12 protein-coding genes are annotated in these 15456 nt (G+C 70.9%); 9 read left to right on the top strand and 3 right to left on the bottom strand.

The window, feature by feature from the left end; genetic code table 11:
- Positions 1–13 precede the first annotated feature (13 nt).
- From sppA to HUA76_RS20190, 8 genes are all read left to right on the top strand, one after another.
- The gene (sppA, locus tag HUA76_RS20225; protein WP_174461818.1) at positions 14–2494 is read left to right on the top strand and encodes a signal peptide peptidase SppA; all 2481 of its coding nucleotides are present in this window, start codon (positions 14–16) and stop codon (positions 2492–2494) included.
- Positions 2495–2751: 257 nt separating this feature from the next.
- A complete protein-coding gene (gene rho / locus HUA76_RS20220; protein ID WP_141646942.1) occupies positions 2752–4326 on the top strand; it encodes a transcription termination factor Rho in 1575 nt (524 codons plus the stop codon).
- 63 nt (positions 4327–4389) lie between these two features.
- Positions 4390–4659: a hypothetical protein gene (locus tag HUA76_RS20215; RefSeq protein WP_141646943.1), complete on the top strand. Its 270-nt coding sequence runs from the start codon at positions 4390–4392 to the stop codon at positions 4657–4659.
- 3 nt (positions 4660–4662) lie between these two features.
- Positions 4663–6555 carry a DUF4129 domain-containing protein gene (locus tag HUA76_RS20210; RefSeq protein WP_174457177.1) on the top strand — a complete coding sequence of 631 codons (1893 nt, stop codon included), beginning with the start codon at positions 4663–4665 and terminating at the stop codon, positions 6553–6555.
- Entirely contained in the window at positions 6548–7831 is a 1284-nt protein-coding gene (locus HUA76_RS20205; RefSeq protein WP_174461817.1) for a DUF4350 domain-containing protein, read from the top strand. The genes HUA76_RS20210 and HUA76_RS20205 overlap by 8 nt, the downstream gene beginning before the upstream one ends.
- Entirely contained in the window at positions 7828–8826 is a 999-nt protein-coding gene (locus HUA76_RS20200; protein WP_174461816.1) for a MoxR family ATPase, read from the top strand. The genes HUA76_RS20205 and HUA76_RS20200 overlap by 4 nt, the downstream gene beginning before the upstream one ends.
- Entirely contained in the window at positions 8823–10130 is a 1308-nt protein-coding gene (locus HUA76_RS20195) for a DUF58 domain-containing protein (RefSeq protein ID WP_174461815.1), read from the top strand. Before HUA76_RS20200 ends, HUA76_RS20195 begins: the two co-directional genes overlap by 4 nt.
- Before the next feature lie 11 nt (positions 10131–10141).
- Positions 10142–10684 (top strand): GNAT family N-acetyltransferase, encoded by a 543-nt coding sequence (locus HUA76_RS20190; protein WP_174461814.1) that lies wholly within the window; start codon positions 10142–10144, stop codon positions 10682–10684.
- On the opposite strand, the gene HUA76_RS20185 is transcribed toward HUA76_RS20190, so the two are convergent.
- Positions 10641–11090 carry an inorganic diphosphatase gene (locus HUA76_RS20185; RefSeq protein ID WP_141646949.1) on the bottom strand — a complete coding sequence of 150 codons (450 nt, stop codon included), beginning with the start codon at positions 11088–11090 and terminating at the stop codon, positions 10641–10643. The genes HUA76_RS20190 and HUA76_RS20185 overlap by 44 nt on opposite strands.
- Before the next feature lie 91 nt (positions 11091–11181).
- Positions 11182–12198: a stage II sporulation protein M gene (locus HUA76_RS20180; protein WP_141646950.1), complete on the bottom strand. Its 1017-nt coding sequence runs from the start codon at positions 12196–12198 to the stop codon at positions 11182–11184.
- 132 nt (positions 12199–12330) lie between these two features.
- Between HUA76_RS20180 and HUA76_RS20175 the strand changes: the two genes are divergently transcribed.
- Positions 12331–13785 (top strand): DUF1570 domain-containing protein, encoded by a 1455-nt coding sequence (locus tag HUA76_RS20175; RefSeq protein ID WP_254614349.1) that lies wholly within the window; start codon positions 12331–12333, stop codon positions 13783–13785.
- Between the two features lie 78 nt (positions 13786–13863).
- On the opposite strand, the gene HUA76_RS20170 is transcribed toward HUA76_RS20175, so the two are convergent.
- Positions 13864–15423 (bottom strand): bifunctional UDP-sugar hydrolase/5'-nucleotidase, encoded by a 1560-nt coding sequence (locus HUA76_RS20170; protein ID WP_141646951.1) that lies wholly within the window; start codon positions 15421–15423, stop codon positions 13864–13866.
- Between the last annotated feature and the right edge of the window lie 33 nt (positions 15424–15456).

Here is a 15456-nt window from a genome sequence, read left to right as displayed (position 1 = left end):
AGTCCTGGCGCGTATGCGCCTGCTCGCCCTCCTGCTGCTGCTCCCGTCGCTCGCGCTCGCTCAGACGAGCACCATCGTCCAGGCCCCCGTCCCCACGCGGGGGATGACGCTGCCGCCCACCGGCGCGGCCCTGGTGGACGAGGCCACCGCCCTGTCGCTCAACCCGGCCGGGCTGGGCTTCGTCCGCTCCGGGCAGCTGTTCTACCTGCACGAGCGCAACCTGGAGCGCGACAGCGTCGCGGACGGCGTCTTCCTGGGCGCGCAGCTCGTGGGCGTGGGCCTGGGCGCATCCATGGAGTGGATTCGCGGGCGGCACGAGCCGGACTACCGGCGTACGTCGCTGGGCCTGTCGCTCGGCTCGCCCACGCTGCAACTGGGCGGCTCCTGGCACGGCTTCAGCTCCGACGATGACGACATCGACGCGCTGGACACGTTCGACGTGGGCCTCACCGCCCGCCCCGTGCGCGCCCTGTCGCTGGCGGCGGTGGTGAAGGACCTCAACGCGCCCACCGAGGGGAGCCTGGAGGTCAAACGCAAGTACGACTTCGGCCTGGGCCTGCGCCCGCTGGACGAGCGCTTCACGCTGGGCATCGACTGGCTCTTCTCCGAGGGGGCCTTCCGCGAGGGGCAGGCGACGTACACGCTCCAGGCGGAGGTGATTCCGGGGCTGCGGCTGGGCGGAGGCGTGTCGCACGGCTTCGTCAGCGGCGTACCGCTGGCGCTCCAGTTGGCGGCGACGGTGGACACCGGCCACATCGGCGTCACGTACGCGGCGGGTGGCGGCGAGGACGGCACGGACCATGTCCTGGGTGTGCGCCTGTCTTCGGAGAGCTATCGCTCGCTGCGTCCGCCCGGGGGCGTCGTCACGATGCTCGACTTGAACGACGTGCTGGCCAGCGGAGGCAGTCCGCTCCTGGCGGTGCTCGGCGTGAGCGAGGCGGACCCGTTCCTGCGGCTGTCGCGCTGGCTGGACCTGGCCGCGAAGGACGAGCGGTTGTCGGGCGTGGTGCTGAAGTTGGAGGGCCTGCCGGGGGTGGACTGGGGCAAGGCGGAGGAGCTGCGACAGGCGGTGCTGCGGCTGCGCGCGTCCGGCAAACGGGTGATGGCGGTGCTGCTGTCAGTGGATGACATGGGCTACTTCGTGGCGACGGCGGCGGAGCGCATCTATGCGGTGCCGGAGTCCTTCCTGCACATCAACGGCCTGGCCGCGCACCTGCAGACCTTCGGCGGGACGATGGACAAGCTCGGGGTGAAGTGGGACGTGGCGCGCGTGGGCAAGTACAAGACGGCCCCCGAGCAGCTCACCCTCAGCGAGCCGAGCGACGCGTCGCGCGAGGCGGTGGGCGCGTACCTGGACAACGAGGTGAGCTGGTACGAGCGCGCGGTGACGGAGTCGCGCAAGGTGCCGGTGGAGAAGCTGCGCGAGCTGTGGGCCGCCGGCCTGCCCACGCCGAAGCGGGCCCAGGAGCTGGGCTTCGTGGACGCCATCATCCACCCCGCGGAGCTGGACGGGAAGGTGCGGGAGATGGCGCCTCGGGCCCGCTTCAGCGCGGCGTACGCGCCTCGCGACGAGCGCGAGGACCGCTGGGGCAAGCGTCGCCGCATCGCCGTGGTGCCGGTGCTGGGCACCATCGCCGGAGGCAAGAGCCGCGAGGACCCGCTGGGCTTCAGCCGCATCGCCGGCGCGGAGACGGTGGTGCGCGCGCTGGAGTCGGCGAAGTCGGACCCGTCCGTCGTCGCCATCGTCCTGCGCGTGGACTCGGGCGGTGGCGAGGTGCTGGCCTCCTATCTCATGTACCAGGCGGTGCTGGACGCGGCGAAGGTGAAGCCCGTCATCGCCTCCATGGGCGACATGGCGGCGTCCGGCGGATACTACGCGGCCATGGGCGCCACGGAGATGCTGGCGCTGCCCACGACGATTACCGGCAGCATCGGCGTCTTCTACATCAAGCCCGCGCTACAGGGCCTGCTCGGGGACAAGCTGGGCATCAGCCAGGAGACGCTGAGCCGCTCTCCCATGGCGGACGTCTTCGACACCTGGCAGCCCTGGACGCCGGAGCAGCAGACGGCGGTGCAGCAGTGGGTGGACGCGTCCTACGACATGTTCATCACCGAGGTGGCCCGCGCGCGCAAGAAGGACAAGGCGGAGGTGGACGCCATCGCCCGAGGCCGGGTGTGGAGCGGCACGGACGCGCTCGCGCGGGGACTGGTGGACCGGCTGGGCGGCCTGCATGACGCGGTGGAGTCCGCTCGCAAACACGCGGGCGTCCCCCAGGCCGAGGAGCTGGACCTGGTGCTGATGGGCGAGGCGCGCGGCTTCTTCTCCAGCATGGGCGGGGAGCCGGGCGTGCAAGCGGCCCTCGCCCTGCTCCCGGCGCCTTCCGAGTCCTTCCCCGCGGCCTTGCGACAGCTGGCGCGCGACGCGGGGGTGAACCTGGAGCTCCTGCGCCCGGGGATGAAGGCGATGATGCCCTTCACCCTCACCGTTCGCTGACGACGCCATGGTGGGGCGGGGTCCGCCCGCCAACACCGGGCGAAAAAACCGGGAGCGCGCCGGGCGTCCTCTGTTAGTGTTCCTCATGCACGCTGGTCGGCTTTCGGGCCGCCAGGGTGCTCCAGGGACCGGCGGTTCGGCCTTCCGTGTCTCAGGGCCCCGCGCCCGGCTCCCTGTCCCACAGCCTGAGTCACCCTGCGTCCCCCCGCCCTCCCCTCGGGATGGCCCGTGTGGGGCGCACACGGTCTGGAAACCTCATGAGCGAAAACTCCGATAACCGCGATCCACGTGATACCCCGCCGCCGCCCGCGGCCGCCCGTCCTGTCCCTCCTCCCGAAGCGGACGACGATGGCGGCGATGAAGGCGACGACGAGGGTGGAGACGAGGGCGAAGGCGGTGGCGCCTCGGCCAGTGGTGGCCCCGGCGGACAACCCGGCCAGCCCGGTGGACGCCGCCGTCGTCGGCGCCGTCGTCGTCGTGGCGCGCAGGTGCTCTTCACGCCGGATGGTCAGGCGTACCGGATGCAGCCGGGCCCGGACGGGCAGCAGGTCCAGGTCTTCCTGACGCCGCAGGAGCTGGAGCAGCACAAGCAGCGTCAGGCCCAGCAGCAGCAGGGCCCGCAGCAGCCCCAGCAGGGTCAGCAGCAGCCGCAGGGCGGCGGCCACGGTGGCGGCCAGCAGCACTCGCGCCAGCACCACGGCGGTGGTCAGCAGGGCCAGGCGGCGCAGCAGTCGAACCTGGCGCCCGTGGAGGGCGTGCTGGACACGGAGGCCAAGGGCCCCAACGCCTTCCTGCGGCAGGTGAAGCGAAACCTCCTGGCGGCGCCGGACGACCCGGAGCTGCCCAAGAACCTGGTGCAGAAGCTGCGCCTGCGACAGGGCCAGTACCTGACGGCCTTCGCGCAGATGCGCGGCCACAAGGGCATCATCCAGAAGGTCGACACGGTGGACGGCCGCCCGCTGGAAGGCGCGCCCCGGCTGCCGCACTTCGCGGACCTGACGTCGGTGGACCCCACCGAGCGGCTCAAGCTGGAGTGCGGCCACAAGGAGATGGTGACGCGGGTGTTGGACCTCGTGTCTCCCATCGGCAAGGGCCAGCGCGCGCTCATCGTCGCCCCGCCGAAGACGGGCAAGACGATCATGCTCCAGCGCATCGCCCAGGCCGTCATCTCCAATCACCCGGAGGCGCACGTCATGGTGCTGCTCATCGACGAGCGGCCTGAGGAAGTGACGGACATGCGCCGCAGCATCAAGGCGGAGGTCGTCGCCTCCAGCTCGGACCGGCCCACCGCCGACCACCTCAAGGTGGCGGAGCTGGCGCTGGAGCGCGCCCGCCGGCTGGTGGAGAACGGCAAGGACGTGGTCATCCTCCTGGACTCCATCACCCGTCTGGCGCGCGCCTACAACAAGGAGATCGACAACTCCGGCCGCACCATGTCCGGCGGCGTGGACAGCCGCGCGCTGGAGCGCCCCAAGCGCATCTTCGGCGCCGCGCGCGCCACGGAAGAGGCGGGCTCGCTGACCATCATCGGCACGGCGCTCATCGACACCGGCAGCCGCATGGACGAGGTCATCTTCGAGGAGTTCAAGGGCACCGGTAACTCGGAAGTCACGCTTGACCGCCTGCTCGCGGAGAAGCGCGTCTTCCCCGCGGTGAACATCGCCCAGTCCGGCACGCGCAAGGAGGAGAAGCTCTTCACCCTGCGCGAGTACGAGAAGGTGAAGAAGCTGCGGCAGATGCTCCACGCGGTGAAGCCGGTGGAGGCCATGGAAGCGCTCGTCAAGCGGCTGTCGCGGTACACCTACAACGACGAGTTCCTGGACGAGCTCTAAGCCGAGCTCCGAGACAGCGCGCGGGGGTGGTGTGGCGGGCCCGGGTTTGCGTAAGGTGGCGGCATGATTCAGGGCTCGGGCCGCTGCCACTACCACCCGGAGCGCGCCGGCCTCGGTATCTGCGTGGAGTGCCGGCGGGTCATCTGCCGGGAATGCACCACGCAGTTCGAGGGCATCAACCGCTGCGCGAGCTGTCTGGGCCGGCGCCTCAAGGCGCTGGAGGGCCCGGGTGAGCGGCGTGAGTGGACGGTGGGCAACGGGATGCTCGCGCTGGTGGGGCTCTTCCTCGTCTGGGGCGGCATCTATCTGGTCGCCTCCGTGGTGGCGAGCTAGCCCATGGCCGTCTCCGCGCTCGAGCTGCGCCCGCGCAACGCCGTCTCGCTGATGGACGCGGCGCTGCGCCTGTGCGCCCGGAGCACGGGCGTCTGGGCCCTCACCCTGCCCGGCGGCGCGGCCGTCGTCGCCGCCATGCTGTACCTGGCGGAGGCGGTGCGACTGGGACGCCCGCTGGTGCTGCCCACGCTGGCGCTCACGCTGGCGTGGTTCCTCCGAGGCGTGTGCCAGGGCGCCGCGTGTCACCACATCCAGGCCCGGCTCCTGGAGGGTCAAGGCGAGCCCTCGACGTGGGACTCGCTGAAGGCCGCGTTGGGGCGCCTGCCCTCGCTCTGCGTCGCGGTGGGCTACCTCTTCGTCTTCGACGGCATGGCCCTGTTGTTCGGCCTGGGCGTGGCCTACGTCGTGTTCTCCTCGGCGAGCGTGGGCTACGCGGCGGTGATGCAGGGCCGGGGGAGCGTGCTGGGGCTGTATGGGCACTGCTCGCGGCTGTTGGGCCCGGCGCGTGGCACCGCGACGATGGTCCGCATCCTCATGAGCGTGCAGGTCCTGGTCTTCTTCAACCTGCACATCGCGTTCAACTTCCTGCTGATGCTGGCCCGGAAGCTCCTGGGCATCGACCTGACCTTCGCGGAGCGCTTCGCCTCGCTGGACAACGCGCCCTGGCTCCTGTTCCTCGTGGCCACGACGTTCGCCCTCTTCGAGCCGGTGCGCGCCGCCACCGCCACGCTGCTGCTGGTGGATGGCCGGGTGAGGCAGGAGGGGCTCGACCTGATGGCGGCCGCGCAGCAGCTCCCGACGCGAGACTCCGGCAAGCCGCTCGGCCCGCGCAGCGCGGCCGTGCTCGCGGTGGCGCTGGGACTGGGACTGCTCGTCGGAAGCCCCGCCCGGGCGGACGAAGTGGCGCCGCGTCCTCCCGTCACCTCCGGGCGCGATGCGGCGCGGCGGCTGGGCCAGGTGGCACAGGCCTGCGAGGGCGAGGACACCGCCAGCGACCCTCGCTTCGAGCGCATGGGCGCCCTGGGCCCCGGTGAGCGCGGCAAGCTGGACCGGCTGGTGCGCGCGGTGGAGCGGCAGGCGTACGACAACGAGGACTGCGAGTCGGCCCTGGCCGCGCTGGAGCGGGGCCTGACGCATGCCACGTCGACGGTGGAGGCGCAGGAGAAGGCGGACGCACGTGTCGCCTCGGCGCGGGCACGCGACATCCTCGCGCGGCCGGAGTTCGCCGTGGCGCCGCCCCGAGACGAAGAGACCAAGGAGCCCACGCCGCCCCCGGAGCCTCCGGGCTGGTGGCGCCGCTTCATCGACAAGCTGGGCGAGTGGCTCAAGGAATTCTTCAAGCGCGACGAGGCCCCCGCCCCGGTGGACGTCGCGCCCCCCGCCGTCACCGGCGGCGCCGTGGCCAATGTCCTGGTGGTGATGCTGGTGGCGCTCACGGTGGTGGTGTTGGGCGTGGTGCTGATGCGGGCCCTGCGCAAATCCCGTCCGAGCCACCGGGAGGCGGGCCTGGAGGTCTCCACGCTGGATGCCACGACGCTCGCGGGAGACCCGGCGCACGCGCTGTCACGCCCGCCGGAGGGCTGGGCCCAGTTGGCGGACGAGCTGGCGGCGCGCGGGGAGTACCGTGAGGCGGTGCGCAGCCTCTACCTGGCGCTGCTGTCCCGGCTTCATCGCGACGGCGCCATTCTCTACGACGTGACGCTGTCGAACTGGGACTACCTGAGCCAGTTCAAGGGGCGCACCGAGTGGAAGCCCCGCTTCCGCGAGCTGACGCTGCGCTTCGACTTCGCCTGGTACGGCAACACCCCGGTGGGCCAGTCGGGCTACCAGGAGTTCCGCTCGCTCACCGCGCCCATGCTGGCCGCGCCCGCCACGTTGGAGGCCGCCGGTGCGTGACCGCTTTCCCTTGCTGGTGGTGGGCGGGCTGGTGCTCACCGCGGTGCTCGGCTCGCTGCTCGTGAAGGGCGCGAAGCGCGGCGAGTTCGCCGACACCCTGTCCACCTATCGCGCGCACGAAGACGGCGCGCGCGCCCTGTTCCTGCTGGCCGAGGAGAGCGGCCTGCCGGTGACCCGCCGCATGGCGGACCTGCGCATCACCGGCGCGGACACCTCGACGCCGGTGCTGCTGGCTGTGGAGGTGGAGGGCTCGCGCGAGGATGACCTGGAGCAGACGCAGCTCGCCGCCGAGCCCGATGCGGGCCTGGGCGACGAGCACGTGCCGCGCGTCGGCTTCAATGCCTTTCGCGCCAGCCACCTGGACGACCGCGAGGTGACGGAGCTCCTGGAGCGCGTGGTGGCGGGCGGCACGGTGGTCTACGTCCCCTGGGGCTCGCGGGAGAACCCGCTGCTGGATGCCCTGGGGGTGAAGCTCACCAAGGCGGACACGACGCTGCCCATGCGCACGCTGGTGCCGCCCTTCCCCTCCCCGTACACGCTGGGCGTGGAGCGGGTGGAGGTGAAGGTGCAGGCCTATCTGGAGCTGCCGGAGAACGCCGTCCCCGTGCTCGAGGACGAGCGGCTGGGACGCATGGTGGCGGCGGTGGTGCCTCACGGCCAGGGCCGGGTGCTGGTGGTGGGCGCGCCGGAGCTGGCCATGAATGGGGCGCTGGCGCGCGCGGACAACGCGCAGTTCTGGCTGTCCTCCCTGCGCGCGCTGGGGCCGGGCCCCTACGAGTTCGACGAGTTCCATCACGGCTTCACCAACGAGCGCTCGGTGGTGGACTTCGCGCGGCGCTACGGGCTGCAGTTCGCGGTGCTCCAACTGCTCGTCGGCGTGGCGCTGTGGTCCGTGGCGCTCAAGCGCTTTGGCCCCCCGCGTCCTCCTCCCGAGTCCGCTCGCGTGGGCGCCACCGATGCCCTGTTCGCCATGGCGCGGCTGTATCGCGAGGGGCGCCACCACGCCTTCGCCGCGAAGCTCGTCTCGCGTGGACTCACCCAGGAGCTGGCCCTGCATGCGGGGCTGCCCGCGCACGCCGCGCACACCGCCGTCTCGGACGCGCTGAAGGAGCGCGGACGCGAGGACCTGGCGCGCGGCCTGAATGACGTGGCCGCCCGCGCCGAGACCGCGGCCAACGACTCCGACCTCCAGCAACTCGCGGCCCGTGCGGCGGGCCTGCGCCAACGCCTTCACTCCGCCGGCTCCGCCCGGCGCAGCACTCCCGGAACCCCATGAACGCGAATGACTCCGCCTCCACCCTCGTGCCCACTGGCTCCGCCGTGCAGGCCGCCCACGCCATCCGCGAGGGCGTGCTGCGCGAGGTGCGCAAGGCCGTCGTGGGCCAGGACGAGGTGCTGGAGCTGATGCTCTGCGGCCTCATCGCTGGCGGCCACGTGCTGCTGGAGGGTGTGCCCGGCGTGGCCAAGACGCTGATGGCCAAGGCGCTGGCCCGGAGCATCAGCTCCGACTTCAAGCGCATCCAGTTCACCCCGGACCTGATGCCGGCGGACATCCTGGGCACCAGCGTGTTCGACCTGAAGACGCAGGGCTTCGTGCTGGTGCGGGGTCCCATCTTCACGGACCTGCTGCTGACGGACGAAATCAACCGCGCCCCGGCCAAGACGCAGTCCGCACTGCTGGAGGCCATGCAGGAGCGCGGCGTGTCGCTGGAGGGCCGCAACCTGCCGCTGTCGCCCCTCTTCACGGTGTTCGCCACGCAGAACCCGGTGGAGTCGGAGGGCACGTACCCGTTGCCCGAGGCGCAGTTGGACCGCTTCCTCCTGAAGATCGACGTGGGCTACCCCGCACCGGAGGAAGAGGACGCGATTCTGGCGTCGGTGCACCGGGGCTTCGACTCGGGAGACCTGGCGCGCGCGGGCGTGAGCGCCGCGGTGACGAAAGAGGGCCTGCTGGCCGCGCGTGCCGCGCTCAACGAGGTCAACGTGGAGCCGCCGGTGCTCAGCTACATCCGCAAGCTGGTGTCGGCGACGCGCGCCTCCGGTCGCATCCGGCTGGGCGCGGGTCCTCGCGCGGGTGTGCATCTGCTGCTCGCGGCCAAGGCCCTTGCGGCCCTGCGCGGACGCAACTTCGTCACGCCGGATGACGTGCGCTTCCTCGCCGGCCCCGTGCTGAAGCACCGCCTGCTGCTATCGCCGGACGCGGAGCTGGATGGCGCCACGCCGTCGGACGTGCTGCGCGAGGTGGTGCAGGCCGTGGAGGTCCCCCGGTGATTCCCACCGGGCGCCTCTGGGGGCTGCTCGCGCTCCTGGCCCTGCCCATGATGGCCGCGGGTTTCTTTCCCGGCCTGGGCGGCGCCGTGGTCGCCCTGGATGCGCTGGCCCTGGCGCTGGCCCTGCTGGACTTCTTCAGCGCCCGCTCGGCGAAGCTGGAGGTGCGGCGCGTGCTGCCGCAGCGGCTCAACGTCGGCGTGCCCAACAAGGTCGAGCTGCGCGTGGTGCACCGAGGCGGTCGCACGGTGCGCGTGCGCCTCAAGGACGGCGTGCCGGAGTCCTTCACCGCCACGCCCGAGGAAGCCCCGCTGGAACTCCAAGCGGACAGCGAGACGCGCTGGGTGTACCGGGTGACGCCGGCGAAGCGCGGGCGCTTCGACTTCGGGGACGTGTACGCGCGAGTCCAGGGCCCGCTGGGCCTCGTGTCCCATGAGCGCGTGTTCCCCGCCGCGCAAGCCATCTCCGTGTACCCGGACCTGCGTGGCGCCAACCGGCTGTTGCTGTCCGGGGCCGCGTTGGACCTGGTGAACCTGGGCCTGCGCCAGTTGCGCCGGGATGGACGAGGCAGCGAGTTCGCCCGCCTGCGCGACTATGCCCAAGGAGACAGCGCGCGCGACGTGGACTGGAAGGCCACGGCCCGCCGGGGCAGGCCGGTGACGCGCGTGCTGGAGTCGGAGCGCTCACAGTCCATCCTCATCTGCGTGGACGCGGGTCGCTCCATGGCCGCGCAGGTGGACGGCCTCACCAAGCTGGACCACGCGGTGAACGCCGCGCTCTTCCTGGCCTTCGTCGCCGTGCGCAACGGAGACCGGGTGGGCCTGGCCGTCTTCGCGGACGGAGTGAAGACCTATCTGCCCCCAGCGGCCGGGCGCGGCCAGTACCGGAAGATGGTCGATGCGCTGTACTCCACGACACCCAGCCTCACGTACGTGGACTACCTGGCCCTCTTCAAGGAGCTGAACGTCCGCCTCACCCGGCGCAGCCTGCTGTGCGTCTTCACCGACTTCCTCGACGAGGAGCAGGCCTCCACCATGGTGGCCCCGCTGCACCGGCTCGCGCGGCGCCATGTGCCCCTCTGCCTGTCGGTGAAGGACACCGCGCTCCAGAAGCTCCTGCGCACGCCACCGCCCGGGCCGGAGGAGTCCTTCCAGCACGCGGTCGCCTCGGAGCTGCTCGCGGACCGCGAGGTGCTCAAGGCGCGAGTGAGTCAGGGCGGCGTGCAGATGCTGGATGTTCAACCGGATGACTTGAGCCTCGCGGCCGTCAACCGATACCTCGACATCAAGGCCCGGGGCGTGCTGTAGCGGCTGGCACCATGCGCCCCCTCTTCCAGGCCCAGGGCTCCTTCACCGCCGAGCGAATCGAGGACCCCGAAGCCGAGCGGTTCCAGCCGCTCCTGGAACACTGCGAGGACTTCTTCCAGTTGTGCTTCGGCCGCCCCGCGCGCCCGGACGAGGGACGGCAGCTTCCCCTCGAACGCCCTCCTGGAGTGCCCTCCGAGGCGGGCCATCTCATCGCGGTGCGCGACACCTCGGGCCAGTGGGTGGGCGTCCTCGAAGGACTCCAGGGCTATCGAAAGCCCGGGGAGGCGTACCTGGGACTGATGTTGCTCGCGCCCCACGTGCGCGGGCTGGGGCTCGGCGCGGCGCTGTTCCACGGCTACGAGAACTGGCTGCGCTCCGAGGGCATGCACGTGCTGCGCGTCGGAGTCTCCGAGCCGAACACCGCGGCGCTGCGCTTCTGGCGCCGCATGGGCTTCGAGGACGAGGAGTGGGTGGGCCCGATGCGGCAGGGCGAGCTGAACTACCGCGTGCTCAGGATGCGAAAGACGCTGACGTCACCGGCAGCCACCCCGTGAAGCGCGTGTCCGTCACGTTGCCCCGCACCAGGTGCAGGCCGCGCTTGAAGAAGGCGTAGACGCGGAAGAACGACTCCAGACCGAGCCGCTCCGTGTCGCTCAACTCGCCCAGGCTGCAAATCACCTTCGGGTCACCGCGCCCCGAATCGATGAAGCCCAGCACCGCCACCACGGGCACACGCACGCGCTGGCCTCGAGGCAACCGAGCGCCCAGCACCACCGCGTCGAGCGGGTCTCCATCGTCCGACATCAGCCCGGGGATGCTGCCGTAGTTGTACGGACACGGCAGCGGCGCCACGAAGTCCACCGAGCCGTCCGCGCGTCGCTTCACGAACGAGAAGCGCGGGCACTCGATGACGACCTCGGGTTCGCGCGGAAGCAGGGGCAGGAGCAGCGGCTCGGACACGAGTCCCGTGTAGCACGGGCGGGGACAGGGCGCGTGGAGCCTCGCCCTCCCCTGTCGAGCGACAGACGCGCGCCGCGAGTCGGGGAGCCCGTCAGGACGCCCGAGGAGCGTCCAGCCGCGCGTCGTCGGAGCGCGAGCCTCGCAGCCAGTCCGACAGCAGGTACGAATAGACGCCACTGCCCACCACGAGCGCGAACGTGACTTTGAAGGCCACCGACAGCTTGGGCGGATGAATCTGCGACACCGTGCCCTCGATGAAGCCCGCGAGGACGAACAGCACCAGCGTCCCGAACAGGAGCTTCACCGCCGTCACGGCCTCGGCGCGCAGGGCCTGCCCTCGCGGCAGTCCCTTGGGGGCCACCAGGCCGCGCGCGATGACGAGGCCCGCCGCGCCCGCGATGCAGATGGCCGTTATCTCAGGGATGCCGTGGGGGAGAATCCAGGCCCAGAACCAGCCGGCCATCCCCTTCGCCGCGTACACGTGCGCGAGCGCGCCCAGGAACAGGCCGTTGACGAACAACATCACCGCGGTGCCCAGCCCCAGCGTCACGCCCAGCGCGAAGCACAGGAAGGCCACCTGGATGTTGTGGGTGAAGAGGAACGAGGAGAAGTGCGCCTGCTGGCCCGCCGACATTCCGTCACCCGCGGCCTCGTTGGCGGCGCGCTGCACGGGGTCCATGTCCAGGTGCTCGGCGGGCACCAGGTAGTGCGCCGCGTCCGGGTCCACCATCATCCCCAGGTAGCCGAAGCCCACGCCGGCCAGGAAGAGCAGCACCGCCGCCACGTACATGCGCCACTCGCGGCGCAGGAGCGCGGGAAAGCCTCGCGCCACGAAACCCCAGACGTCCGCCAACCGGGGGCGGCGCCCCGGATAGGTGAGCGCATAGGCCCGCCCCACCAGGTCATTCAGGTACGCGCTGACGTCCGCCGAGCCGCTGCGGGCCCTCACCCAGAGCAGGTCGCTCGACACGGCGCGGTAGAGCTTTCCGAGCGTTCGCGCGTCATCGAGGCTCAGGCCGCGCAGGCCGCGGACCTCGGACTGGTCCAAAAGCTTCTCGAGCTTCTCCCACCGAGGTCGACGCGACTCGATGAACTCCGCCATCTCCATGACGACAGTCTAGCCCAGGAGGGCCGTACGCCCACCCTGCCCTACGGGCGCCGGTTGTGGGAAAACAGGGGTATGACGTGTCGGCTGGCGTTCCTGGGATGGCTCTTGGCCTGTTTATCGGGATGCAGCTCCATGCGAGCGCTGTGTCCCCTGGAGGGCGGCCGTCCCTGGGTGGAAGTGCGCAGCCCCCACTTCAGCATCCGCACCGACCTGGACACGGACACGGCCGAGGACGCGGCGCGCGAGTTGGAGATGCTGCGGCAGGGATTGCTCCAGGCGTGGGGCGGCAGCTTCGACCCGCCGGGAACGGTGGAGGTCATCGTCCTGCGCAACCGCCGGGAGCTGTCGGAGTTCACCAACGTCGGCATCGAGGGCTTCTCCGCGACCACGTCCGAGGGCCCGCTGCTGGTGATGGCGGGAAACAGCTACGCGCTCAGCGAGGACGCCGCGGACATCTCCACGCAGGCGCACGAGCTGACGCACTACCTCTCGCAGTTCGCCCTGGTGCGACAGCCGCGCTGGCTGTCCGAGGGGCTGGCGACCTATCTGGAGACCATCACCCTGAGGCCGGAGCGACGGGAGGTCATCCTCGGAGCGCTCCACGCGCCGTTCCTCGACCACGTCAAACGCAGTGGCTGGCGCACGCTCGACGAGCTGTGGGAGTGGGACCGGCGGGGGCTGATGAGCAGCGCGGAGTCGCGGCAGTACTACGCCTCCGCGTGGCTCTGGGTTCACTTCTTCATCAGCCAGCACTCCGAGCGCTTCGAGCGCTTCCAGAAGCGCCTCATGCGCGGCGAGGAGCCAAGGAGCGCCTGGGACGAGTCCTTCCGGGGCGTGAAGGATATCGCGGGCCAGGTCCACGCCTACGCTCACGGCGGACGACACGTCCACTACCCGCGCATCACCGCGCCGCTGTTGCCCGTGTCGAGCGACATCCACACCCGACTCCTGGACCCCGCTGAGGTGCACGCGGTCCGCGCGCGCCTCATCCTCCTGACACCCGGCGCCGCGCCCGCCGACGCTCGCCAGGAAAAAGCCGAGTGGGAAATGGCGCAGGCGCTGAAGGAGGACCCGGGCAACCTCACGGTGGCGCTCCTGCGCATCCGCTCCATGGGGGACCCGGACCAGCAGCTCGGCTTCGCGCGGGACCTGGTGAGCCGCAGGCCGGAGAGCGGCCTCGCGTGGGACGCGCTCGCCCAGGCGCTGGATGCCGCGGGCTACGCCACCGAGGAGCAGGAAGCCGCCCGCCTGCGCGCCGCGGAGCTGGTGCCCGACAGCGTGGGCACGCAGAACGGACTGGCCCGCTACTACGCACGTACCGCGCAGCCGGAGAAGGGGCTGGGGGCGGCGCAGCGGGCCGTCGCGCTGGCGCCCGGTAACGCCAGCGTGCTCGACACCTACTCCACCATCCTCTTCCAGTTGGGCCGCTGCCAGGAGGCGCTCGCCACGCAGCAGCTCGCGGTGGAGGTGCTCTACGAAGGCACGCCGGAGCGGCTGCGCCAGACGGTGCACGACACCCTGGCTCGCTACGAGGCGGTGTGTGGAGCCTCTCCCGCCGCGTCGACGTCTCCGTCCGGAGGCGAGTAGCGCCGGAACGACGAAGCGCCGGTGAGCCCTGGAAGGGGGCCCGACCGGCGCCTCGAGAACCTCACGCGTGAGCGCGGGTTACTTCAGCTGCTTCTCCAGCGGCTTCTTCTCGCTGGACTCCAGCTGCTTGGTCCAATCCACCACCGGCGTCTGCCAGGCCATGCCCGTCTCGGTGGGCTCGGGGGCGAGCTTCTCGAACTCGAAGCCGTCACCACCGAAGTACAGGTACTCCACCGTGGCGACGGAGTACTCCTTCGCCGGGTCCAGGGCCTTGCCCTTGGCGTCCTTGAACTTGTTCTTCCCGGCCGCGGTGAAGCCGGAGACCAGGGCGTTGGGGTTGGCCAGCTGCTTGGCCAGGTCCTCGCCCTTGAGCTTCACGACGAGCAGCGAGTTCTCGAACGGCATCACCGAGTAGATGCTGCCGCGCGTCACCGGACCGGCCGGCAGGTCGCCACGGATGCCGCCCTTGTTGAGGATGGCCCCGTCCGTACCGAGCGACTCGCGCACCGCGCCGCCAATCCACTTCGCCATCTGCGGAGAGGCCTGGGTGATGCCCGTCTTCGTGAAGCCAATCTGCTGGCCCAGCACCTCGTCGAGCTGCGCCTTCCACTTGGCGACCAACTGCGCGGTCTCCGCGTCCGGCGTGCCACCGGCCACGTCGACGAGCTTGCCCTCGATGTTCGTGACCTTCTCGCCGGCGGGCTTGGCCGGGTCGAACGAAATCTGCGCGCGCAGGTACTTGGCGAATCCACGGTCCAGCGACGCGAAGATGACGCCGTTCTCCTTCGAGTAGACCTGCTGCGGGCAGCGGCCACCGGCGACGACGGACAGCTTCCATTCGGGGTGCTTGGCCACGATGGGCTGCAGCTCCGTGACGCACGTGTCGGCCACGACGACGACGGTGTCGGCGCCGGCCTTGCGGGCCTCGGGGATGGCGCTGTTGAGTGCCTCCTCGTAGCCCGTGACTTCCAGGCCCTCGGCGCGGCCAGCCATCGCCGTGCGCACCGTCTTCTCCGAGGCGAGACCCACGACGCCAACCTTCAGGCCCCGACGCTCGAACACCTGGAACGCGGGCAGGGACAGGTCGCCCGCGAGCGCCGGGTCCTTCACGCGGAGGTTGGCGGCGAGGAACGGGAAGCCACCGGAGGCGCGGTTCTTGAGGAAGACGTCCTTGCCGAACGCCAGCTCATGGTTGCCCATGGCGGAGGCGGCATAACCCATGCGGCCCATGACCTCGGCGGTGGGGGCCCCCAGGAAGAAGGACGACAGGGCCGGCCCGTTCCAGTGGTCGCCCGTGGCGAGCGCCAGGGTGCCGGAGTCGGCGCAGGTCGCCTGGCCATCCTTGATGGGGCCGGGACAGTGCTTCTCGTCATTGACCCAGTGACCAAGCAACTCGGCGGCGCCACCCTTGCCATCGACCGGCTGAAGCTGGCCGAAGGTGCCACCGGTGACGAGCAACGTCACCTCACTGGGCACCGCGGGCTTCGCCGGCGCGGGAGCAGGCTGCTCGGCGACGGGGGCGGAAGGGGGAGGACTGCTCTTCTCGCAGCCGGCCAGGGCGCCGAGCGCGAGAACCAGCACGCCGGAAAGGCGCGACTGGCGGGAGGGACGGGGGCGGTAGCAGGGGTTCGAGCTCACAGCGCGCCGTTTAGCACAACTCGGGACGTGATA

Source organism: Myxococcus sp. CA056 (genome assembly GCF_013336715.1).
Taxonomy (GTDB): Bacteria; Myxococcota; Myxococcia; order Myxococcales; family Myxococcaceae; genus Myxococcus; species Myxococcus llanfairpwllgwyngyllgogerychwyrndrobwllllantysiliogogogochensis.
This window is presented reverse-complemented; position numbering and strand designations above follow the sequence as displayed.

What these genes read in the sequence shown, in the direction of transcription:
- HUA76_RS20180 (WP_141646950.1), bottom strand. Translation starts at nt 12,198, where the DNA reads ATGGAGATGGCGGAGTTCATCGAGTCGCGTCGACCTCGGTGGGAGAAG.
- HUA76_RS20200 (WP_174461816.1), top strand. Translation starts at nt 7,828, where the DNA reads ATGAACGCGAATGACTCCGCCTCCACCCTCGTGCCCACTGGCTCCGCC.
- HUA76_RS20210 (WP_174457177.1), top strand. Translation starts at nt 4,663, where the DNA reads ATGGCCGTCTCCGCGCTCGAGCTGCGCCCGCGCAACGCCGTCTCGCTG.
- HUA76_RS20190 (WP_174461814.1), top strand. Translation starts at nt 10,142, where the DNA reads ATGCGCCCCCTCTTCCAGGCCCAGGGCTCCTTCACCGCCGAGCGAATC.
- HUA76_RS20215 (WP_141646943.1), top strand. Translation starts at nt 4,390, where the DNA reads ATGATTCAGGGCTCGGGCCGCTGCCACTACCACCCGGAGCGCGCCGGC.
- sppA (WP_174461818.1), top strand. Translation starts at nt 14, where the DNA reads ATGCGCCTGCTCGCCCTCCTGCTGCTGCTCCCGTCGCTCGCGCTCGCT.
- HUA76_RS20175 (WP_254614349.1), top strand. Translation starts at nt 12,331, where the DNA reads ATGCGAGCGCTGTGTCCCCTGGAGGGCGGCCGTCCCTGGGTGGAAGTG.
- rho (WP_141646942.1), top strand. Translation starts at nt 2,752, where the DNA reads ATGAGCGAAAACTCCGATAACCGCGATCCACGTGATACCCCGCCGCCG.